This window comes from Luteimonas huabeiensis HB2, assembly GCF_000559025.1.
GTDB lineage: Bacteria > Pseudomonadota > Gammaproteobacteria > Xanthomonadales > Xanthomonadaceae > Luteimonas > Luteimonas huabeiensis.
The window spans coordinates 139962-157894 of the sequence record NZ_JAAN01000014.1 but is presented as its reverse complement, the minus strand read 5'-3'; the positions used below and the strand labels follow the sequence as shown (position 1 = coordinate 157894).

General features: G+C 67.7%; 25 protein-coding genes. 16 read left to right on the top strand and 9 right to left on the bottom strand.

What is annotated here, in order from left to right; translation table 11 throughout:
- Positions 1 to 119 precede the first annotated feature (119 nt).
- Genes Z164_RS0104810 through Z164_RS0104765 form a run of 10 tightly spaced genes read left to right on the top strand, consistent with a single transcriptional unit; the run spans position 120 to position 8597 of the window.
- Positions 120 to 491: an integrative conjugative element protein, RAQPRD family gene (locus tag Z164_RS0104810; protein ID WP_024889602.1), complete on the top strand. Its 372-nt coding sequence runs from the start codon at positions 120 to 122 to the stop codon at positions 489 to 491.
- The gene (locus tag Z164_RS0104805; RefSeq protein WP_009463356.1) at positions 488 to 721 is read left to right on the top strand and encodes a TIGR03758 family integrating conjugative element protein; all 234 of its coding nucleotides are present in this window, start codon (positions 488 to 490) and stop codon (positions 719 to 721) included. Before Z164_RS0104810 ends, Z164_RS0104805 begins: the two co-directional genes overlap by 4 nt.
- A gap of 23 nt (positions 722 to 744) precedes the next feature.
- Positions 745 to 1104 (top strand): TIGR03745 family integrating conjugative element membrane protein, encoded by a 360-nt coding sequence (locus Z164_RS0104800; protein WP_024889601.1) that lies wholly within the window; start codon positions 745 to 747, stop codon positions 1102 to 1104.
- 6 nt (positions 1105 to 1110) lie between these two features.
- Positions 1111 to 1521: a TIGR03750 family conjugal transfer protein gene (locus Z164_RS0104795; protein ID WP_024889600.1), complete on the top strand. Its 411-nt coding sequence runs from the start codon at positions 1111 to 1113 to the stop codon at positions 1519 to 1521.
- Positions 1518 to 2207 carry a PFL_4703 family integrating conjugative element protein gene (locus Z164_RS0104790; RefSeq protein WP_024889599.1) on the top strand — a complete coding sequence of 230 codons (690 nt, stop codon included), beginning with the start codon at positions 1518 to 1520 and terminating at the stop codon, positions 2205 to 2207. Before Z164_RS0104795 ends, Z164_RS0104790 begins: the two co-directional genes overlap by 4 nt.
- Positions 2204 to 3091: a TIGR03749 family integrating conjugative element protein gene (locus Z164_RS0104785; protein WP_024889598.1), complete on the top strand. Its 888-nt coding sequence runs from the start codon at positions 2204 to 2206 to the stop codon at positions 3089 to 3091. Before Z164_RS0104790 ends, Z164_RS0104785 begins: the two co-directional genes overlap by 4 nt.
- Positions 3081 to 4499: a TIGR03752 family integrating conjugative element protein gene (locus Z164_RS0104780; protein ID WP_024889597.1), complete on the top strand. Its 1419-nt coding sequence runs from the start codon at positions 3081 to 3083 to the stop codon at positions 4497 to 4499. Before Z164_RS0104785 ends, Z164_RS0104780 begins: the two co-directional genes overlap by 11 nt.
- Positions 4480 to 4911 carry a TIGR03751 family conjugal transfer lipoprotein gene (locus Z164_RS0104775; RefSeq protein WP_024889596.1) on the top strand — a complete coding sequence of 144 codons (432 nt, stop codon included), beginning with the start codon at positions 4480 to 4482 and terminating at the stop codon, positions 4909 to 4911. Before Z164_RS0104780 ends, Z164_RS0104775 begins: the two co-directional genes overlap by 20 nt.
- Positions 4911 to 7790, top strand: coding sequence for a conjugative transfer ATPase (locus Z164_RS0104770; RefSeq protein WP_024889595.1), 2880 nt, complete (start codon positions 4911 to 4913; stop codon positions 7788 to 7790). The genes Z164_RS0104775 and Z164_RS0104770 overlap by 1 nt, the downstream gene beginning before the upstream one ends.
- Positions 7791 to 7802: 12 nt before the next feature.
- A complete protein-coding gene (locus tag Z164_RS0104765) occupies positions 7803 to 8597 on the top strand; it encodes a DsbA family protein (protein WP_024889594.1) in 795 nt (264 codons plus the stop codon).
- On the opposite strand, the gene Z164_RS0104760 is transcribed toward Z164_RS0104765, so the two are convergent.
- From Z164_RS0104760 to Z164_RS0104740, 5 genes are all read right to left on the bottom strand, one after another.
- Positions 8573 to 9370 (bottom strand): hypothetical protein, encoded by a 798-nt coding sequence (locus Z164_RS0104760; protein ID WP_024889593.1) that lies wholly within the window; start codon positions 9368 to 9370, stop codon positions 8573 to 8575. The genes Z164_RS0104765 and Z164_RS0104760 overlap by 25 nt on opposite strands.
- Positions 9367 to 9789, bottom strand: coding sequence for a nuclear transport factor 2 family protein (locus Z164_RS0104755; protein WP_024889592.1), 423 nt, complete (start codon positions 9787 to 9789; stop codon positions 9367 to 9369). Before Z164_RS0104755 ends, Z164_RS0104760 begins: the two co-directional genes overlap by 4 nt.
- Positions 9790 to 9820: 31 nt before the next feature.
- Complete coding sequence (locus tag Z164_RS0104750) at positions 9821 to 10414, bottom strand: biotin transporter BioY (RefSeq protein WP_024889591.1); 594 nt, start codon at positions 10412 to 10414, stop codon at positions 9821 to 9823.
- 64 nt (positions 10415 to 10478) lie between these two features.
- Entirely contained in the window at positions 10479 to 10937 is a 459-nt protein-coding gene (locus Z164_RS0104745) for a PaaI family thioesterase (RefSeq protein WP_024889590.1), read from the bottom strand.
- Between the two features lie 4 nt (positions 10938 to 10941).
- On the bottom strand, positions 10942 to 11838 hold the full coding sequence (locus Z164_RS0104740; protein WP_201769568.1) for an enoyl-CoA hydratase/isomerase family protein: 897 nt from the start codon (positions 11836 to 11838) through the stop codon (positions 10942 to 10944).
- 129 nt (positions 11839 to 11967) lie between these two features.
- On the opposite strand from Z164_RS0104740, the gene Z164_RS0104735 reads away from it, so the two are divergent.
- The 6 genes from Z164_RS0104735 to Z164_RS0104710 all read left to right on the top strand — a co-directional run bounded on the left by Z164_RS0104735 (position 11968) and on the right by Z164_RS0104710 (position 15194).
- The gene (locus Z164_RS0104735) at positions 11968 to 12561 is read left to right on the top strand and encodes a LysE family translocator (protein WP_024889588.1); all 594 of its coding nucleotides are present in this window, start codon (positions 11968 to 11970) and stop codon (positions 12559 to 12561) included.
- Positions 12562 to 12565: 4 nt separating this feature from the next.
- The gene (locus Z164_RS0104730; RefSeq protein WP_024889587.1) at positions 12566 to 12958 is read left to right on the top strand and encodes a nuclear transport factor 2 family protein; all 393 of its coding nucleotides are present in this window, start codon (positions 12566 to 12568) and stop codon (positions 12956 to 12958) included.
- Entirely contained in the window at positions 12955 to 13356 is a 402-nt protein-coding gene (locus Z164_RS0104725; protein WP_043689299.1) for a cupin domain-containing protein, read from the top strand. The genes Z164_RS0104730 and Z164_RS0104725 overlap by 4 nt, the downstream gene beginning before the upstream one ends.
- On the top strand, positions 13353 to 13652 hold the full coding sequence (locus Z164_RS0104720; RefSeq protein ID WP_024889585.1) for a DUF1330 domain-containing protein: 300 nt from the start codon (positions 13353 to 13355) through the stop codon (positions 13650 to 13652). Before Z164_RS0104725 ends, Z164_RS0104720 begins: the two co-directional genes overlap by 4 nt.
- Positions 13645 to 14607 (top strand): alpha/beta hydrolase family protein, encoded by a 963-nt coding sequence (locus tag Z164_RS0104715; RefSeq protein ID WP_024889584.1) that lies wholly within the window; start codon positions 13645 to 13647, stop codon positions 14605 to 14607. The genes Z164_RS0104720 and Z164_RS0104715 overlap by 8 nt, the downstream gene beginning before the upstream one ends.
- A 191-nt stretch (positions 14608 to 14798) precedes the next feature.
- Positions 14799 to 15194, top strand: coding sequence for a VOC family protein (locus tag Z164_RS0104710; protein WP_024889583.1), 396 nt, complete (start codon positions 14799 to 14801; stop codon positions 15192 to 15194).
- Here Z164_RS0104710 and Z164_RS21745 read toward each other — a convergent pair.
- The 4 genes from Z164_RS21745 to Z164_RS0104695 are packed head-to-tail and all read right to left on the bottom strand — an operon-like array spanning position 15146 to position 17863.
- The gene (locus Z164_RS21745) at positions 15146 to 15853 is read right to left on the bottom strand and encodes an AraC family transcriptional regulator (RefSeq protein WP_023008466.1); all 708 of its coding nucleotides are present in this window, start codon (positions 15851 to 15853) and stop codon (positions 15146 to 15148) included. The two genes, Z164_RS0104710 and Z164_RS21745, sit on opposite strands and share 49 nt — an antisense overlap.
- Positions 15850 to 16434 carry a peroxiredoxin gene (locus Z164_RS0104705; protein ID WP_024889582.1) on the bottom strand — a complete coding sequence of 195 codons (585 nt, stop codon included), beginning with the start codon at positions 16432 to 16434 and terminating at the stop codon, positions 15850 to 15852. The genes Z164_RS21745 and Z164_RS0104705 overlap by 4 nt, the downstream gene beginning before the upstream one ends.
- Positions 16435 to 16438: 4 nt before the next feature.
- Positions 16439 to 16942 (bottom strand): GNAT family N-acetyltransferase, encoded by a 504-nt coding sequence (locus tag Z164_RS0104700; RefSeq protein ID WP_052151668.1) that lies wholly within the window; start codon positions 16940 to 16942, stop codon positions 16439 to 16441.
- Positions 16943 to 16948: 6 nt separating this feature from the next.
- A complete protein-coding gene (locus Z164_RS0104695; protein ID WP_024889580.1) occupies positions 16949 to 17863 on the bottom strand; it encodes a LysR substrate-binding domain-containing protein in 915 nt (304 codons plus the stop codon).
- Positions 17864 to 17933: the final 70 nt, after the last annotated feature.

Genomic DNA, 17933 nt, shown 5'->3' with positions numbered 1-17933 from the left:
CAACCGCGCCACGCCAACCACGAACGTAAATCCGGCACCCTGCCGATTCCGATTGTTTGCGGCAGGTTCCAGCCGACCACCGCAGCATTCCGCCATCCAGACGACTGCGGAATGGCGTGATGACGACCACAGGCAAACCAACGACCGACTGCCGCGGCGCGCCGGCATTGGCCCTAGTCCTAGCCGTCGCGCTGACCAATGCCACGCCCGCGTCAGCGGGCGATGCCTCCCCAGAGCATGCGCAGTTGGCGACCCTCGCGCGCCAGCTCGATCTGATCGACCGCCTCGCCGAGCACGCCGCCCATACCGCTCCGCAGGAGCGCGCCCGCTACCACTTCGACCATGCCCGCCTGCGCGAGGACCTCCAGCGCGTTCGGGCCGGTATCCAGGACTACCTGACGCCGCCGCGCGCCCAGCCGCGCGATTCGGTCGAGCTGTCCGGTGACTACCGCCAGTCCAGCCCGCCCTCCGACCAGGAGGCACCCCAATGAACGCCGCCCAGGTCAGCGCCTTCCAGGCCAACGGCGGCTTCGCCCCCGCCGCCGTGGCCACGGTGGTGCTCGGTCTGGTGTTCGCCGTCCTGCTCCTGTGGGGCGTGTGGGCCATGCGTACCGCCTACACCGGCTGGGCCGAGCAGCGCCTGTCCCAGCGTCAGTTCCTGGGTGTCGTCGTGCGCTTCGTCGCGATGTACCTGGTGCTGACCTATTTCCTCCTGTCCTGACCACCACGAAAGGCCCGACCGCCATGAAGACCCATCCGATTCCCCATCGCATTGCCACCACCATCCTCGCGCCATTGATGCTGATGGGCTTGCCATTGGCGGCCCGGGCGCAGGGCCTGCCGACCATCGAGGACCCCTCGCGCGGCCAGGGCAGCGGCATCATGCAGACGCTGCAGAACTACGGCTACGACATCGTGCTGCTGGTCGCGCTGCTGGTGGTCGCCTCGATGTTCGTCGGTGTGTGCTACCACGCCTACACGCGCTACTCGGAGATCCATACCGGCCGCGCCACCTGGGGCCAGTTCGGTCTCACCGTGGCCGTGGGTGCGATCCTGCTGGTGGTCGGCATCTGGCTGCTGACCAAGGCCACCGGCGTGCTCTGAGCGGCGATGGCTGCCTTGAACGATATCGCGCGCGACGGGCTGGTCACCTTCCTGCCGCACAGGCTGAACCGGCAGCCCGTGGTGGTGAGGGGCCTGACCGCCGACGAACTCTGGATCTGCGCCGGCCTGTCCGCGGTGGCGGGGTTCATCGCCGGCGTGCCGCTGGCCTGGGCCACGCACAGCGTCGCCATGGTGCCGACCCTGGTCGTGGCCGGCGTGGCGGCTGGCGTGTTCGGGGGTGGCGGATTCCTGCGCCGGCAGAAGCGCGGCCGCCCGGACACCTGGCTGTACCGGCAACTGCAGTGGCGCCTGGCGCTGCGCCATCCGCTGGCAGCGTCCTGGCTCGGTGGGCACCGTCTCATCACGCGGTCGGGTTACTGGACCACCCGGCGCTCACGCGGAGCAGCCGCCTCATGAGCCGTTTCAGGAACGAAGTCCATCACCTGCAGGCCCATGTGCGCACGCTGCGCCTGGGCGCCGGTGCGTTGTTCGTGGTGGCGCTGCTGCTCGGTTTCGGCTGGTGGAGTGCGCCGAGGCAACTGACGATCCACGTGCCCCCCGATCTGCGCTCGGGCAGCACCCGCGCCTGGTGGGATGTGCCGCCCGAGAATGTCTATGCGTTCGCCTTCTACGTCTGGCAGCAGGTCCAGCGCTGGCCGACGGATGGCGAACAGGACTACCCGCGCAACCTCCACGCGCTGTCGGCCTATTTCACACCGGCCTGCCAGGCCTTCCTGCGCCAGGACTACGAGCACCGGCGCAGCAGTGGTGAACTGCGCCAGCGGGTGCGTGGCATCTACGAGATTCCGGGGCGCGGCTTCGGCGACAACCCCACGATGCGGGTGAAGACGGTTTCAAGCCGCGACTGGATCGTCACGCTCGACGTCAGCGCTGACGAGTACTACGGCGCCGAGCAGGTCAAGCGGGCCCTGGTGCGCTATCCGCTGAAGGTGGTGCGGCTGGACGTCGATCCCCAGCACAACCCCTTCGGCCTTGCGCTGGACTGCTATGACGGCGCGCCGCAGCGGATTGAGGCACCGTCGCCGGCAGTGCCTCCGTCCGGCACGCCCGACGGCGGCCTTTCGCAGGGAAGCAACCCATGAAACACCACGTCTTCACCATCGTGGCGAGCCTGGCCCTTGGCTTCGGCTTGGTGCCGGACAGCCATGCCATCGAGATCCTGCGCTGGCAGCGGTTGCCGCTGGCCGTCCCGCTGGTCGTCGGGCAGGAACGCGTGGTCTTCATCGACCGCAACGTGCGCGTCGGCCTGCCCCCGAGCCTGGGCGAGCGGCTGCGCGTGCAGAGCGCGGGCGGCGCCATCTACCTGCGCGCCAGCGAGGCCATCGCGCCGACGCGGCTGCAGCTGCAGGACGTGGAATCCGGCGCCATCGTGCTGGTCGACATCGCAGCCACGGACGCCGGGGAAGGCGAGCCGCCGCTGGAGCCTGTACGCATCGTCCTGCAGGACGCCGCCGAGGATGCCAGCGGTGACACTGCCGCCGGTCCGACCCAAGCAGCGCAACCCGGCAGGCGTCGGCAGACGCCGATAACCGTTGTCCTGACGCGCTACGCGGCGCAGAACCTTTACGCACCGCTGCGCACCGTCGAGCCCGTGGCCGGCATCGGGCGCGTGCCGCTGCGGCGCCCGCTCGCGCTGGACACACTGCTGCCAACGCTGCCGCTCAAGGCGCGGGCACTGGCGGCCTGGCGACTCGAAGACCAGTGGGTCACCGCCGTGCGCCTGACCAACACCTCGCCTCACCGTATCGATCTCGACCCAAGGGCGCTGCAAGGCGACTTCGTGGCCGCGACCTTCCAGCATCCCGACCTGGGGCCTGCGGGCGCTTCGACCGACACCACGGTGGTCTATCTGGTCACGCGCGGCCGTGGCCTGGCCGAGTCCCTGATGCCGGTGCTCGGCCCCATCGATGCCGGCACGAACTTGCCGCCGGCCGCCGCTGCGGGGAGGACGTCAGATGAGGAGTAATCCCCTGTTGAAGTGGCTGCTGATTCCGATGGCATTGTTGCTGGTGTTCGTCGGTGCCAGGCTGTTCTCAGGCAGTGACGCTGCACCTGGCAAGCAGGATGTCCCGGGGCAGCTCACTCCCGAGGAAATGAAGGCGCTCGGCATCGCGGGCGACACCCCGCGCGATACCGTCGCCACCCTGGTCGCGCAGGTCAAGCAGCTCCGCACCGAGCTGCAGACCGCGCTGAGCGACAACCGCCAGCACAAGGCCGAGAACGAGCGCCTGCGTACCCGCGAGGGTGCGATCGACCAGCGCATCCAGAACGCCCTCGACAGCGAACGTCGCCGCCTGGAACAGGAGCGAACCCAGGCCGCCAGCGACCGGCAGCACACGCAAGGGCTGATGCAGGAATTGCAGCGCCGCCTGGACGGACTGTCCGGCAAGGGCGATGTCGCCGACCTGCCGATCGGCCTTGGGCTGGACGGGCATGACGGCGGACCGCTCAAGGATGGCAGCATGCGCTGGATCGAACCGGCTGACGCCCGGCCCGATCCGAAGGGCGGTTCGAGCAGCCTGCGCTTGCCCGCCTTTCCCTCCAGCTTCGGCCCGGCCTCGCCGGAGCTGTCGGCTGCGGCGGAGGCCGTCAGCGACAGGACTGCGCAAGCCGTTGGCGGCACCGCCCAGGCGGTCTATACGGTGCCCGCCAATGCCACGCTGATGGGCTCGGTCGCCATGACCGCGCTGATCGGTCGCATTCCCATCGACGGCACCGTCAACGACCCGTTTCCCTTCAAGGTGCTGATCGGGGCCGACAACCTGGCGGCCAACGGCATCGAGATTCCCGACGTGGCCGGTGCGGTGGTGAGCGGTACGGCCTCGGGCGACTGGACGCTCTCGTGCGTGCGTGGGCAGGTCCGTTCCATCACCTTCGTGTTCAGCGACGGCACCATCCGCACGGTGCCGGAAGACGACGGCAAGCGCAGTCGAAGCCAGAACAGCACCAGTCTGCTGGATGGCCTGGGCTGGATCAGCGATCCCTACGGCATCCCGTGCGTCTCGGGCGAGCGCCGCAGCAATGCCCAGCAGTACCTGGGATCGCAGGCGTTGATCACCGCGGCCGGCGCGGGCGCCGCCTCGCTCATCAAGTCCGACAACGGCAGCGTGGCCGTGGTCGCCAACAACAACGGTTCGCTGGGCACGGTCGGCATTTCGGGCAACGAGGCCATGGGCCGCATCCTGGCCGGTGGCGTGCGCGACATGGCCGACTGGGTCAACAAGCTCTACGGCCAGGCCTTCGCTGCGGTCTACGTGCAGCCCGGCGCCAGGGTGGCCGTGCACCTGGAGCAGCCGATCGCCATCGACCACGACGCCAAGGGGCGCCGGGTGAATCACCTCATGGGAGAAGCACATGCGTCGGACCTGGATTGACCGTCCCCTTGTCCTGCTCGCCGCCGCCGTTCTCGCGGGTTGTGCCACCAGCTCGGAAAAGCTGCTGCCCCGGGGCGAGCACACCATGCTGGACATCTGGCAGCACGAGACTGGCGGCTATAGCGGCGGCCAGGCCGGCCGCCTGCTGCTCGACGCACGCCAGGACCTGCGCCGTCCGCTGACCGACGCTGACACCCTCGCGGCGCCCGCCCGGAACGCGGCCTACACCCGCACCGCAGCGAACGAGATCCAGCGACAGTTCCATCGACTGCCAAACCCCGATCTGGTCATGTACGTCTTTCCGCACCTGGCCGGTACCGACCCGGTACCGGTGCCCGGCTACAGCACCGTCTTCCCGCTCTACCAGCGCGTGCAGTACGCGATGCCCGGCGAGCGGCTGGAGGACTACTGATGGGCTGGCGACTGCCGTGGCCGCGTCGTCCGGCCCCCAGGCCAGGCCAGGCCGACACCGAGCCGGACGCCTGGACGCGACATGTCGCCCGCCTTGCCGCGCACGGCATTGAGGCACCTGGAGCCGCCCCTGGGCGGCATCATCGGCGACCCGCGACGCAGGCCGACCACGCGGCGCTCTACGACGTGGCGCCGTCCTTCGCCGACCTGCTGCCCTGGGTCGAGTACCTGCCAGCCACGAGGTGCATGCTGCTCGAAGATGGCCAATCGGTGGCGGCGTTCTTCGAGTTGCAGCCGATCGGTACCGAAGGGCGCGAGACCGCCTGGCTGTGGCAGGCCCGCGATGCCCTGGAGAACGCGCTGCAGGACTCCTTCGACGAACTGGACGAGAACCCGTGGGTGGTGCAGCTCTATGCGCAGGACGAAGCCTATTGGGACCACTACCTGCGCACGCTGGGGGCGTACCTGCATCCACGCGCGCAGGGCAGCGCGTTCAGTGAGTTCTATCTGCGCTTCTTCGGTCACCACCTGCGCGCGATCGCCAAGCCGGGCGGCCTGTTCGAGGACACCACGGTCACTCGCCTGCCGTGGCGCGGCCAGACCCGGCGCGTGCGCATGGTGGTTTATCGGCGCACCCCGGACGCAGCATCGGCCCGGCGGGGGCAATCGCCCGAGCAGGCCCTGGCGACGATTTGCGACCGCCTGGTCGGCGGCCTGGCGAATGCCGGTGTCAAGGCCCGGCGCCTTGGCGCGGCGGACATTCACGACTGGCTGCTGCGCTGGTTCAACCCGAATCCCGGCGCGCTGGGCAGCACGGCCGAAGACCGGGAACGCTTCTACGCGCTCGCCCGCTACCCGGAGGAACAGGAAGAGGGCGAGATCGAACTGGCCAGCGGCGACTTCGCGCAACGCCTGTTCTTCGGCCAGCCGCGCTCGGATGTCGCCCGCGGCCTGTGGTTCTTCGACGGCATGCCGCACCGGGCCATCGTCATGGATCGTCTGCGCTCGCCGCCCGCGACCGGACACGTGACCGGCGAGACGCGCAAGGGCGGCGATGCGATGAACGCGCTGTTCGACCAGATGCCCGAGGACACGGTGATGTGCCTGACCCTGGTCGCCACGCCGCAGGACGTGCTGGAGGCGCACCTCAACCACCTGGCCCGCAAGGCGGTCGGCGAGACGCTCGCCAGCGAGCAGGCGCGCCAAGACGTGCAGCAGGCCCGCGGCCTCATCGGCAGTGCGCACAAGCTGTACCGGGGTACGCTGGCGTTCTACCTGCGCGGCCGCGACATGGCGCAGCTCGACGCCCGCGGCCTGCAACTGGTCAACGTCATGCTCAATGCGGGCTTGCAGCCGGTGCGCGAAGAGGATGAGGTGGCGCCGCTCAACACCTACCTCCGCTGGCTGCCTTGTCTGTTCGACCCGGCGGCGGACAAGCGGCAGTGGTACACGCAACTGATGTTCGCGCAGCACGCGGCCAATCTGGCGCCGGTGTGGGGGCGCAGCCAGGGCACCGGCCATCCGGGCATTACCTTCTTCAACCGGGGCGGCGGCACGATCACCTTCGACCCACTGAACCGGCTCGACCGGCAGATGAACGCCCACCTGTTCCTCTTCGGTCCCACCGGTTCCGGCAAGAGCGCCACGCTGAACAACATCCTCAACCAGGTCACGGCGATCTACCGGCCCAGGTTGTTCATCGTCGAGGCCGGCAACAGCTTTGGCCTGTTCGGTGACTTCGCCGCTCGGCTGGGCCTGAGCGTGCATCGCGTGAAGCTGGCACCCGGCGCGGGCGTGAGCCTGGCGCCATTCGCCGATGCCTGGCGACTGGTCGATACACCGGGCCAGGTGCAGACGCTGGATGCCGACGCTCTGGACGAGGACGGCGACACCCATCAGGCCGACGACGGGGATGACCAGCGGGACGTGCTCGGCGAACTCGAAATCACCGCCCGGCTGATGATCACCGGCGGCGAGGACAAGGAGGAAGCGCGCATGACGCGCGCCGACCGCAGCCTGATTCGCCAGTGCATCCTGGGCGCCGCCCAGCGCTGCGTGGCACAGGCGCGCACGGTGCTGACCCGCGACGTGCGCGACGCGCTGCGCGAACGCGCCCGCGACGCCAACCTGCCGGATGCCCGGCGCGCGCGGCTGCTGGAGATGGCCGATGCGATGGACATGCTCTGCCAGGGCGCAGACGGCGAGATGTTCGACCGTCCGGGCACGCCCTGGCCCGAGGCGGACATCACCATCGTGGACCTGGCCACCTTCGCGCGCGAGGGCTACAACGCGCAGCTCTCCATTGCCTACATCTCGCTGATCAACACTGTGAACAACATCGCCGAGCGCGACCAGTTCCTGGGCCGGCCGATCATCAACGTCACCGACGAAGGCCACATCATCACCAAGAACCCGCTGCTCGCGCCCTACGTGGTCAAGATCACCAAGATGTGGCGCAAGCTCGGTGCGTGGTACTGGCTGGCGACGCAGAACATCGACGACCTGCCCAAGGCCGCCGAGCCCATGCTCAACATGATCGAGTGGTGGATCTGCCTGTCGATGCCGCCCGACGAGGTGGAGAAGATCGCCCGGTTCCGCGAACTTTCACCCGCGCAGAAGGCGCTGATGCTGTCCGCGCGCAAGGAGGCGGGCAAGTTCAGCGAGGGCGTCATCCTGTCCAAGTCGATGGAAGTGCTGTTCCGCGCCGTGCCGCCCAGCCTCTATCTGGCCCTTGCGCAGACCGAACCGGAAGAGAAGGCCGAACGCTACCAGCTCATGCGCCAGTACGGCATCGGCGAACTGGATGCCGCCTTCAAGGTGGCCGAAAAGATCGACCAGGCGCGTGGCATCGCATCGCCTCCGCTGTTCCTGCCGAAATAACCGGAGCGCGTGATGTCCTCGAAGCGAACCACCTTGCCGAGCCGATCCCAGGCCATTCGCAAGCGCGCCGGGCGCCTCCCACGGCTGTCCTGGGTGGTCGCTGGCATCCTTGTAGCCGGCCTGCTGGGCTGGCTCCTGTACCGCACTCCCGGTGCGCCGACACCGCGCACGGGGCCTGAGGTCGCGCAGGCGCATCCGGCCGGCCCACCCTGGCGCCACGGCCCCGCCGATGCGCGCTTCACGCTGACGCTGTACGCCGACCTGGAGTGTCCGTTCTGCAAGGCCTACTACCCGACTCTGATGGCCTGGATCGATGCCCACCCCGAGGCCAGCCTGCGGTGGCATCACCTGCCGCTGGCGATGCACGATCCCGAGGCGAGTCGGCTGGCCGGCGTGGCCGAGTGCGCAGGCGAAGCGCAAGGCCACGAGGCCTTCTTCAGTGCCATCGCCTGGCTCTACCAGAACACCCGCGGCGATGGCCAGGGGCTGCCGACCGATCAGGCCTGGCCGGGTCTGACGACCGCCATGCGGACCTGCCTGGACAGCGACCGCCCCACAGCCATCGTTCGCGCGCAGGCCCACGAGGCTGTGCGTAGCGGCATCAACGCCACGCCCACCGTGCGGCTTGACGACGGCCTGACGGGGAAATCGCTGCTGCTGCACGGTCCGGTCGAGGGCGATGCGCTGCTGTCGGCGCTCGATCTGGTGGCGTCGCCGGACAGGCCGGACGCTCGTTCAGTGGGGGCCGCCGACGCCGCCGGCACGGCGGTCCGTGGCCGCCGTCATGGCCTCGCCGAGGCCCAGTAGTCGCGGAGCGCGCGCACGCTGTCCGATGGCGAAGGCATGTAGCCGCTCAGGTTGACGAGCCCGACGTTCATGCCGCGTTCGTCGGTGGTGCCCCTGAGCATCAGCCGTTGGAAGCGGCCGGTGTTCAGGCCATATCGATGCGGATCATCGACTTTCAGCGCCAGTAGGTGCAGGTGCGAGTTCCAGATTCGGAACTTCGCATGTTCGATGGACTGTATTGCCTGCCAGGGAACGAAGACCCGCTGGGGGCCTTCGCGCGTGAGGCCGAGGGCATCGGCCACGAGGTCGGCGGGTGGGTCGAGGCGACGCAACCGCCGCACGAGTGTTCGCACGATCGCCCGTGTGAGCGCCACGGCCAGGATGACGCCGCCCAGCGCAAGAGCGAGCACGACAGGGTCCGTCTCGTGGATGTCCTTGACGAGGGGCCGCAGCACGACGACCAGCAGAGGGAACACGATCCCCATGCCCATGAACAGCACTTCCCACCACGCGGCGCGCGCGATGGGAATGCGCAGCGTCGCCGGGAAGCGGGGCAAGGGCATGTGCCTACCTCGCCAGCGCAGGCGGCGTCCATACTGTCGGACCAGGACCATGAGCCCCATGACGGAGGTGACGAGGAAGACGGCGGCAGCCAGTCTGGCGGGGCCAGGGTCCGCGCGCAGGGACGACAGCAACGCAAGCACCAGCGTCAGGCCCGACACCAGGAGCACCGGCTCCACCACGAAGACGTAGATCCTTGTCCACCAAACGCTCCCTGCCTGCTGCTCGCTCATGGCCCTCCGTCCCGATCCCGCTTCGATGCCGCTCCCATCCTGGTCATCCACTCGCTGCAGTCGAAATACACTTCGTTGCGGCGAATCTTGCCCGCATGGTCCAGTTGTACCAGGCATACGCCGACCACGGTCAACACCTCGCCACCGACCGGGATGTCGGCACACCATTTGTTGAGGAAGCCATCCTGCATGGGGATGCCCTCGACCTGCGTCCAGACCCACGCCGGATTGCGCGCCAATAGGCGCTCGAAATAGCCCAGCAACGCGGGCTTTCCCCGCAGCCCTTGGGGTACGGCAGGGTCGAGATAGAAGGCATCCTCGGAATAGAAGGCAGCCAGCCGCTGAGGATCGTTGCCGGTCCAGGCGGGCAGCCACGCCAGCGCAAAGCGCCGCGCCTGCTCCGCATCGAGGGCGTTCATCGTGATGTACCGGGCCGACCCGGAACGCGCGTCATCGGTGCGCCGCTTTGCGGGTACCGCTGTCGATGGCCTTGAGCAGCGCTGCACCAAGCACCGACTTGAGCGCGCCGCCGAGGACGAAGGGGGCCACGCCCACGGCGATCGCTTTCTGCACGCCAACCATCGCGGCCAGCCAGGCGCCGCCGAGCAGCAGGCACAGGGCGTTGCCGATCAGCATCGCCGCGAAGGCCAACACGACGCGCCCGCCATGCCAGCCGCGTTCGACCAGCCAGCCGGTCAGCGCGCCGGCCACGGGAAAAGCCAGCAGGTAGCCACCCGTCGGTCCCAGGAAGCGCGCCAGACCTCCCGTGCCGCCGGCGAACACCGGCAAGCCGAGCGCGCCCTGGGCCAGCCAGACGAGGATCGTCAGGCCACCCAGGCGCCAGCCGTACAGTGCGCCGACCAGCGTGACGGCCAGCGTCTGCATGGTCATTGGCACCGGCACCATAGGCACGCTGACGTGGGACGACGCGGTGAGCACGAGGGTGCCGAACAGCACCGCCAGCACCTTGGTCGCGTTGGACTGTCCGCGCAGCCAGCGGGTTGTGTCGAGGGTCCCGAGGGTTTGGGTCGAGGTTGGGGTCATGGGTTCTCCTTCATGAATGGCGGCACTGGCCGCCGAGCGCATCCTTGCGCGGACACCGGAAACGTCATCGATCCTGCTTGCCCTGCAGGCAGATCAGGGTTTGCTGGCCGAGCGCCACCTGGGCCCGTCCCTGCTCGGTGACGCCGAAGACTTCGAGTTGGCAGATGGTCAGGGTGCGTCCGGAGCGCACCACCGTGCCGACCGCTTCGAGGTAGTCGCCCTGCGCGGGGGCGAGCAGGTTGATCTTGAACTCGACGGTCAGCACGGAGCTGTCCGGTGGAAACAGCGTGAAGCCCGCGTAGCCACCGGCCGAGTCGGCGATGGCGCTGGTGCCGCCGGCATGGAAGTAGCCATGCTGCTGGGTGAGGGTTTCGCGGAACGGCAACCGGATGCTGACCCGCCCGCGCGCAACCTCGTGCAGTTCGGCGCCCAGGTGGTGCATCAGGCCCTGGCGGGCGAAGCTGTCGCGGACGATTCGCTCGACCTGGGGATCGAGCGGCAAGGATGGGGCGGCTTGGGTCATCGTTCTAAGGTTCCTTTGCAGTGGAGAGGGGGTTGAATCGAGGTGGCCGCTTCTCCAGGAATGCACGCATGCCTTCCTCGTGGTCGGGCAGCGAAAGGGTGTGGTGGAAGGCGGCCCGCTCGCGGCGCAGTCCTTCGTCCATGGGCAGGCTGGCGCTGGCACGCGCGGCCTGCTTGATCAGGACCAGCACCTCGCCCGACAGCGACGCCATGTCGGCGGCGAGCCGGCGGCCCTCTTCGAGCAGGTGATCGGGGGGCACGATGCGCGAGACCAGCCCGCTGCGTTCGGCCTCGCGGGCGTCCATGCGGCGCCCGGTCAGCAGCAGGTCCATCGCCTTGGCCATGCCGAGCAGGCGCGGCAGGCGCTGCGTGCCGCCCGCACCGGGCATGGTGCCGACGCGAACCTCCGGGTGGCCGAACACGGCGTTCTCGGCCGCCAGCACGATGTCGCACATCTCGACCAGTTCGCAGCCGCCGCCGAGCGCGAAGCCCTGCACCAGCGCCACCACGGGCTTGGGGAACGTGCCCAGCGGCGCGCAGCAACCGGCGAAGTCAGTGGCCCGCGCCTGCTCCGCGCTGATGCCCAGCATTTCCTTGAGATCGGCACCGGCCGCGAAGTGTTCGCCTTCGGCACGCAGCAGGACCACCCGCACGGCGGCGTCGGCCGCCAGCCTGTCGAGGTGCGCGGCCATCGCATCGGTCAGTGAGCGGCACAGGGCGTTGCGGGCTGCCGGCCGGTCGATGACCAACTCGGCATAGCCGTCTGGGTGCGACGCGCATCGAATGAAATCGGAAGACATGGGTTCTCCTGCGAGGAACCGCCCGAAGTGCCGGGCCGTCATCGATTCGGCAGCGCCGGGCAGTACCTGCGAAGTCTGCTGCGCGATGACGCTTGCGGCCAAGCGCGAATATCTCAGGTGGGACTGAAAATTTCTCGCTGGAGCCGACGCCATGCCCGGCCCAGAATCAATTCGCGGACGGGCCTCGTCTTTCCCTCAACGCCCCGGTACTCCCCGTCCCAGCGAACTCCCATGGAACATACCGCCCTCGTGGCGCTGATCGTCTACGCCTTCGTCATGTCGATCACGCCCGGCCCCAACAACGTGATGCTGATGTCCTCGGGCCTGCTCTTCGGCCTGGGCCGAACCTGGCCGCACCTGCTGGGCATCCCTGCGGGCGTGATGGTGCAGCTCGGGATCACCGGCGCCGGCCTCGGCGCGGTGTTCGCCCTCGAACCGCGCCTGCAGGTCGCATTGAAGGTCGTGGGCAGCCTCTACCTGCTCTGGCTGGCCGCGCGACTGTGGCGCGCGGCCGAACTGGAGGAGACCGAGGCCGGCCGGCCCATCGGCTTCATGCAGGCGCTGGCCTTCCAGTTCGTCAATCCGAAGGCCTGGCTGATCTCGGTGACGGTGGTGTCCACCTTCCTGCCGCCGGGCGAAGGCTACGCACTGCGCCTGCTGGTGGTCAGCCTGGTGTTCGCCGCCATCGGACTGCCCTGCATGCTGGTCTGGGCCGCCTTCGGCGCCGGCCTGCGGCCCTGGCTGCGCGACCGCACCGTCGCTCGCGTGGTCAATCGTGCCATGGCGACCCTGGCTGCCCTGACCGTTCTTCTCTTCTGGATGTGATGCCATGACGACACTCTCTCATGATCAACTCCGGGCCCATGCGCTGGCCTGGATCGATGACTGGAACCGGCGCGACGTGCCGGCGGTGTTGGTCGCCTACGCCGACGACGCACTGTTCGTGAGCGCGCTGGCCCAGCCCTATACCGGTGGCACGCGGGTACAAGGCAAGGACGCGCTGCGCCGCTACTGGCTGGCCGCGCTCGCCGACAGGCCGGACCTGCGGTTCGAACTCATCTCGGCCATCTGCGACGTCGAGGCGCAGACCGTCGTCGTCCATTACGTGGCGCAGGCTGGCGGCAAGCGCACGCGCATGTGCGAGATCATGCGTTTCGAGAATGGACGGCAGGTCCAAGGCGAGGCCCTGCACGGCGTCCCCGCCGAGGAGGGCACGTCATGACGGCGCTGCTGCGCGCCGTCCGGCCCGACGACGGCAACCGCTATGACTGGGGTGGGGTCTGCCTGGGCTGGCGACTGCTGGAACTGCAACACATGCAGGTGCGGCAGGAATGGATGCCCGCAGGCGGCGCCGAGGCACCCCACTGGCACGCCAGGGCTCACCAGTTCTTCTACGTGCTCGGTGGCCACCTGCGCCTGAGCACGCCCGACCAGGACGTGTTGCTGGAAGCCGGTCAAGGCGTACATGTCCCGGCCGGCACTCGCCACATTGCCGCCAATGGTGGCGACGAGGACGTGAATTTTCTGGTGTTCTCCAGCCCCAGCACACAGGGCGACCGCATCGAATCGGCCTCGGCCGCCAAACCGGATCGCCGTCGCGACGAGGAGCCTGCGTCATGACCGTTTTCGCCATTGCTCAACTCACCATCCACGACCGGACCGCCTACGACCGCTACCAGGCCCGCTTCATGGAGGTGTTCCGCCACCACCGGGGACGTCTGCTGGCCGCGGACGAGCAGCCTCGCACCATCGAAGGCACCTGGCCGCACCAGAAGCTCGTGCTCATGTCCTTTCCCGACGAAGCCGCCTTCCATGACTGGGCGGAATCGGACGAGTACCAACGCATTGCCCAGGATCGCATGGCCGGCGCGCAGGCCGTGGTGCTGCTGGTCCAGGGTCTCGCTGTGAATGACTGAGCCCATCGACATTCGCGCCGCCGACGGCTATGCACTGGGTGGATTCGCCTGGCGCCGCCCCTGCGATCCACGACGCCCGCATCCGGTCGCGGTCATCAACGCTGCCACCTCGGTGCGCTGCCGGTACTACGGGCGCTTTGCCGACTGGCTCCACAGCCACGGATGGGACGTGGTGACCTACGACTACCGCGGCATCGGCGAATCGCGACACCGTGGGCTGCGTCGGCTGCAGGCCGACTGGATCGACTGGGGGCAGCACGATTTCGAGGGTGTGCTGCAGTACCTCGCCTGGCGATTCCCCGGCCAGCCGATCGACGTGGTCGGCCACTCCGCTGGGGGCTTCGTGATCGGGCTGGCCGCGTCCGCACACCGCGTGCGGCGCATCTTCACCATGGGGGCGCAGTACGCCTACTGGCGCGACTATGCGCCCGCCGCACGCCGCGCCATGTTCCTGCGCTGGCACGTGGCCATGCCGCTGCTGGCGCGGGTGCTTGGCTACGTGCCAGCCAAGCGCCTGGGATGGATGGAGGACACGCCCAAGGGCGTGGCACTGGACTGGGCACGCATGGGTCCCCGCTTCGAGGGCACGGTGCGCCGAGGCCGGGAGACACTGGAAGGTGAGCCCGAAGCCGAAATGCTGGCACGGCGCTTCGGCCAGGTGCGCGCACCGATCCTGGCGCTGGGCATCGAGGACGATCCATTCGGCACGGTACCGGCGCTGGACCGCCTGCTGGATTACTACACCGGCAGCGAGCGCCATCACCTGCGCTTGGCTCCCGCGGCCATCGAGCAGGCCGAAATCGGCCATTTCGCCTTCTTCCACGAGCGCTTCCGCGAGGCGCTGTGGCCCCTGGCGCTGGACTGGTTGCGTACCGGCGAGCCACCAACCCACCCACTCGGCGCACTGAAGCATCGACCTGCGGACGATCCTCGGGCAGCGAGAGGTACGGCATGACTGTGGATGAGGCCCATTCACCACGACTGAAGCGGAAGCGCTGGCCGATCAAGATCACATCAGTAGCGATTCTGCGGCTTGACTGAACGTGATCGTGGGGTGCTCACTGACATGCACCTGTCGCGATCATTCAATACAGGGGATGAAGCCTGGCCCAGAATCCATTTCTCCATCTAACTTGGAGAGCTGAGATGATTTTCAGATACACGATTCTCTACGTCGAAGACGTGGCCGCCTCGCTGGCCTTTTACGAACGTGCTTTTGCCATGGAGCGGGGTTTTCTGCACGAGTCGGGGGACTATGGTGAACTCGTCACGGGGGCAACCAAGCTGGCTTTTTCTTCCGTCAAATTGATGCGAACTCTGGGCAAGACACCCGGCAAGCCCGCACCCGAAACCCCGGTATTCGAGATCGCCTTTGAAACGGAAGACGTATATGCGGCCTATACGCGTGCCGTAGCCGCCGGCGCACAAGCTGTGCAGGAGGTTAGAAGTGAACCTTGGGGGCAGACGACGTGTTACGTCACCGATATCAACGGTTATCTGGTGGAGATTTGTTCGCCCGCCCAGTTGCCCAGCCCGGGTTGACGCAGGCGCTCAAGGACGTCGGCTTGCCTGCGCAACTGCGCCGGAGAATGGCCGAACCAGCGGACAAGTTCGCGGGTCATGTGGGCTTGGTCACTGAAGCCACATATGCTGGCTATTTCGGCAAGAGGTTCACCCGACGAAAGCAGTCCGGTTGCCCGGCGCGCTCGTCCCAAGAGCCGCCAGTAGTCCGGCGGTGGGAGTCTTCTGCCCAGAAAGACTCTTTGCATCGTTCGGATGGAAATGCCAATGCTGCGGCAGGCGGCGCCAACCGTTGCACCCGGAAAACTGAGCGCCAGGATGGCCTCGTCCAGATGCGTCCAGGCTTCGCACTGCTCGTCGAGAATTTCCCCGATTCGATCATGGTCTGCGGCAATCGCCTGCATGGCAGGCGCGCTCACGCCCGCGCCCGGGCGCAACCTATAGCCTGTGATCGTGGTGCCGGGGAGCAGATCGACCAGCCGAGGCCGAACATCAAACCCGGTTGACACGATCTGAACCAAGCCATCCGCATGGCGGATGCACAGTACGTCTCGGCATCCGTCGGGCAGCACCAGATAGCGCTCGGCCCTGTTCACCGGGTGAACCCAGCGGTGGAAGCTGGCAATGTCTTGCATGTCGGGAAATTCACTCCAGGAACCGCCGAACGATCCGATATTCATGGTTTGCCGGATTGATTGGCATGATGGCCTTTGAGCCACTCGATGACATCGTCGGCATTCCGGTCCGGCGGGAACACCGGATAGAACACATGCTCGATCACGCCATCGTGCGCAATCAGGGTCAGCCGCTTGAGCAGCGTCAGGCCTTGCACCTCGAAGACCGGCAGACCGAGCGCGGTTGCGAATGAAAGGCGGTTGTCGGACAGCAACGGGAAAGGCAGGTGGAGGCGCGCCACCGCCTCGCATTGGTACGCGGTGTCCTGCGTCGACACGCCGAACAATTGGGCGACGCCCAAGGACTTCAGTTCGGCGAAATGATCCCTGAAGGCACAGGATTGCGGGGTGCAGCCCCGTGCTCCTGGAATCTCGTCCCAGCCTGGAGGCAGTGCGATATCCGGCCGGCCCGTCATCGGGAAGAGATAAAGCACCGTGCGTCCGCGCAGGCGCGAAGGGTCGACACGGCCACCATCCGTCGATGCCAGTTCAAGCGTGGGCAGGCGCATGCCCGCGAGGTGGCGGGCGCCGCCATCATCCTCCGGCTGCGGAAGACGCGACCAATCGACCTGCTGCAGGTTATTCATGGCTTCACCACCGCTCGCTACCGGCCAGCCAAAGCACGTAGCTCTTCCAGCCGGCGGGTTCGGCGAAGCGCGCGTAGGCCCGGATGGCATCGGGGTTGTCCTCGGGGACCAGCCAGCGCAGATGGATCCAGGCGCGTGATCGACCGGTATCGGCGATGGCCGCGATGAGCCGCTGAGCGAGTCGTTTTCCGCGCGCGGCGGGCAGGACGTACAGGTCGTCGAGCTGGCCCGACCGCCCTCCGGAGATCGCCTCGGGCAGATCGAAGAACACTGCGAAGGCGACGAGTTCGTCGCCGAGAAAGCCACCCAGCACTTCCGCGATCGGATCGGCGATCAAGGCATTGGCATGAGCCAGTGCATTCGCCCCGGCGCCTTGCCCGTGGCGCATCTCGTCGCCATAGGCGGCCAGCAGGGAGGCAAGCGCAACGGCTTCATGGGCAACGAGCCGTCGAAGCGTCACATCGTCATCCGGCGGTGCTTTCTGGTCTTTCGGATATGCGGTATTCATACGTGTCTATGCTGTCCGCGCTTCTGGGTTCCGAGTTCCGCTTTCCGACTGACATTGCTCGCGCAGCCAGCCGCGCAGGTTCTCCAGCCGTCGATCCTCGGATAGCGCCTCGGGATAGACGAGCCAAAAGCCGACACCCGCGCTCACGGGGTGGTCGAAGACCGAGGCCAGGCGTCCGAGCCGGACGGCACTCTCGGCCAGTTCGCAGACGGCGATCGACACGCCAGCCCCATCGGCGGCCGCCTGCATCGTCAGGCCGCCCGAATCCACGCGGGTCACGACAGCCGGCTCGAACGGCCCGCCGGGCAGGCTGTCCATCCAGCGCTGCCAAGTGAGGCAATGCCGCGAAACGAACAGGTTGGCGCGCGCGACCTGCTTGAGGCGTTCCCGGCGCGAGCCGGTGGCAAAGCCCGGGCGCGCGTACAGATCGATGGTGGCCTCGAACAACAGGTCGGCCTGCAGGCCGGCCCACTGGCCGTCGCCATACCAGATGCCGGCATCGGCCACGCCGGCGGCCAGATCCACGTCGTCCTGCGTGGTGGAGATGTCCAGCGAGAAGCCGCGCCGCTCGAACGGATACAGGCTCAGGCGGGGCGACAGCCAGTTGGTCGCGAAGGTAGGCAGCATGTTCACGCGCAGGGGCCCGTCGCGCCGCTCCTCGCGCAAGCTGCTCACGCCCTCGGCGATCAGGGCGAAACCCTCGTTGAGGCTAGGTGCCAGCCGGCGGCCGGCGCTGGTCAATTCCAGCCGCGTACCGATGCGGCGCAGCAGTTCGACGCCGAGCATGTCCTCCAGCGTGCGCAACTGGTGGCTGACCGCCGAGGGGGTGACCGCCAGTTCCAGGGCCGCGTCCTTGATCGAGAGATGGCGCGCCGCAGCCTCGAAGGCGCGCAAGGCATTCAACGGGACAGGGATGCGCATGGGGGATTCACCCTCCTGGAAGTCATTGGTCGTTCATGGACTCATTAAACCGGAAATCGTCGTCTCCACG

Coding starts and splice junctions, on each gene's coding strand:
- Z164_RS0104735 (WP_024889588.1), top strand. CDS start 11,968: ATGGAACATACCGCCCTCGTGGCGCTGATCGTCTACGCCTTCGTCATG.
- Z164_RS0104810 (WP_024889602.1), top strand. CDS start 120: ATGACGACCACAGGCAAACCAACGACCGACTGCCGCGGCGCGCCGGCA.
- Z164_RS0104715 (WP_024889584.1), top strand. CDS start 13,645: ATGACTGAGCCCATCGACATTCGCGCCGCCGACGGCTATGCACTGGGT.
- Z164_RS0104745 (WP_024889590.1), bottom strand. CDS start 10,937: ATGACCCAAGCCGCCCCATCCTTGCCGCTCGATCCCCAGGTCGAGCGA.
- Z164_RS0104770 (WP_024889595.1), top strand. CDS start 4,911: ATGGGCTGGCGACTGCCGTGGCCGCGTCGTCCGGCCCCCAGGCCAGGC.
- Z164_RS0104805 (WP_009463356.1), top strand. CDS start 488: ATGAACGCCGCCCAGGTCAGCGCCTTCCAGGCCAACGGCGGCTTCGCC.
- Z164_RS0104800 (WP_024889601.1), top strand. CDS start 745: ATGAAGACCCATCCGATTCCCCATCGCATTGCCACCACCATCCTCGCG.
- Z164_RS0104775 (WP_024889596.1), top strand. CDS start 4,480: ATGCGTCGGACCTGGATTGACCGTCCCCTTGTCCTGCTCGCCGCCGCC.
- Z164_RS0104785 (WP_024889598.1), top strand. CDS start 2,204: ATGAAACACCACGTCTTCACCATCGTGGCGAGCCTGGCCCTTGGCTTC.
- Z164_RS0104720 (WP_024889585.1), top strand. CDS start 13,353: ATGACCGTTTTCGCCATTGCTCAACTCACCATCCACGACCGGACCGCC.
- Z164_RS0104705 (WP_024889582.1), bottom strand. CDS start 16,434: ATGAATAACCTGCAGCAGGTCGATTGGTCGCGTCTTCCGCAGCCGGAG.
- Z164_RS0104755 (WP_024889592.1), bottom strand. CDS start 9,789: ATGAACGCCCTCGATGCGGAGCAGGCGCGGCGCTTTGCGCTGGCGTGG.
- Z164_RS0104765 (WP_024889594.1), top strand. CDS start 7,803: ATGTCCTCGAAGCGAACCACCTTGCCGAGCCGATCCCAGGCCATTCGC.
- Z164_RS0104780 (WP_024889597.1), top strand. CDS start 3,081: ATGAGGAGTAATCCCCTGTTGAAGTGGCTGCTGATTCCGATGGCATTG.
- Z164_RS0104725 (WP_043689299.1), top strand. CDS start 12,955: ATGACGGCGCTGCTGCGCGCCGTCCGGCCCGACGACGGCAACCGCTAT.
- Z164_RS0104795 (WP_024889600.1), top strand. CDS start 1,111: ATGGCTGCCTTGAACGATATCGCGCGCGACGGGCTGGTCACCTTCCTG.
- Z164_RS0104695 (WP_024889580.1), bottom strand. CDS start 17,863: ATGCGCATCCCTGTCCCGTTGAATGCCTTGCGCGCCTTCGAGGCTGCG.
- Z164_RS0104700 (WP_052151668.1), bottom strand. CDS start 16,942: ATGAATACCGCATATCCGAAAGACCAGAAAGCACCGCCGGATGACGAT.
- Z164_RS0104730 (WP_024889587.1), top strand. CDS start 12,566: ATGACGACACTCTCTCATGATCAACTCCGGGCCCATGCGCTGGCCTGG.
- Z164_RS21745 (WP_023008466.1), bottom strand. CDS start 15,853: ATGAATATCGGATCGTTCGGCGGTTCCTGGAGTGAATTTCCCGACATG.
- Z164_RS0104790 (WP_024889599.1), top strand. CDS start 1,518: ATGAGCCGTTTCAGGAACGAAGTCCATCACCTGCAGGCCCATGTGCGC.
- Z164_RS0104760 (WP_024889593.1), bottom strand. CDS start 9,370: ATGAGCGAGCAGCAGGCAGGGAGCGTTTGGTGGACAAGGATCTACGTC.
- Z164_RS0104750 (WP_024889591.1), bottom strand. CDS start 10,414: ATGACCCCAACCTCGACCCAAACCCTCGGGACCCTCGACACAACCCGC.
- Z164_RS0104710 (WP_024889583.1), top strand. CDS start 14,799: ATGATTTTCAGATACACGATTCTCTACGTCGAAGACGTGGCCGCCTCG.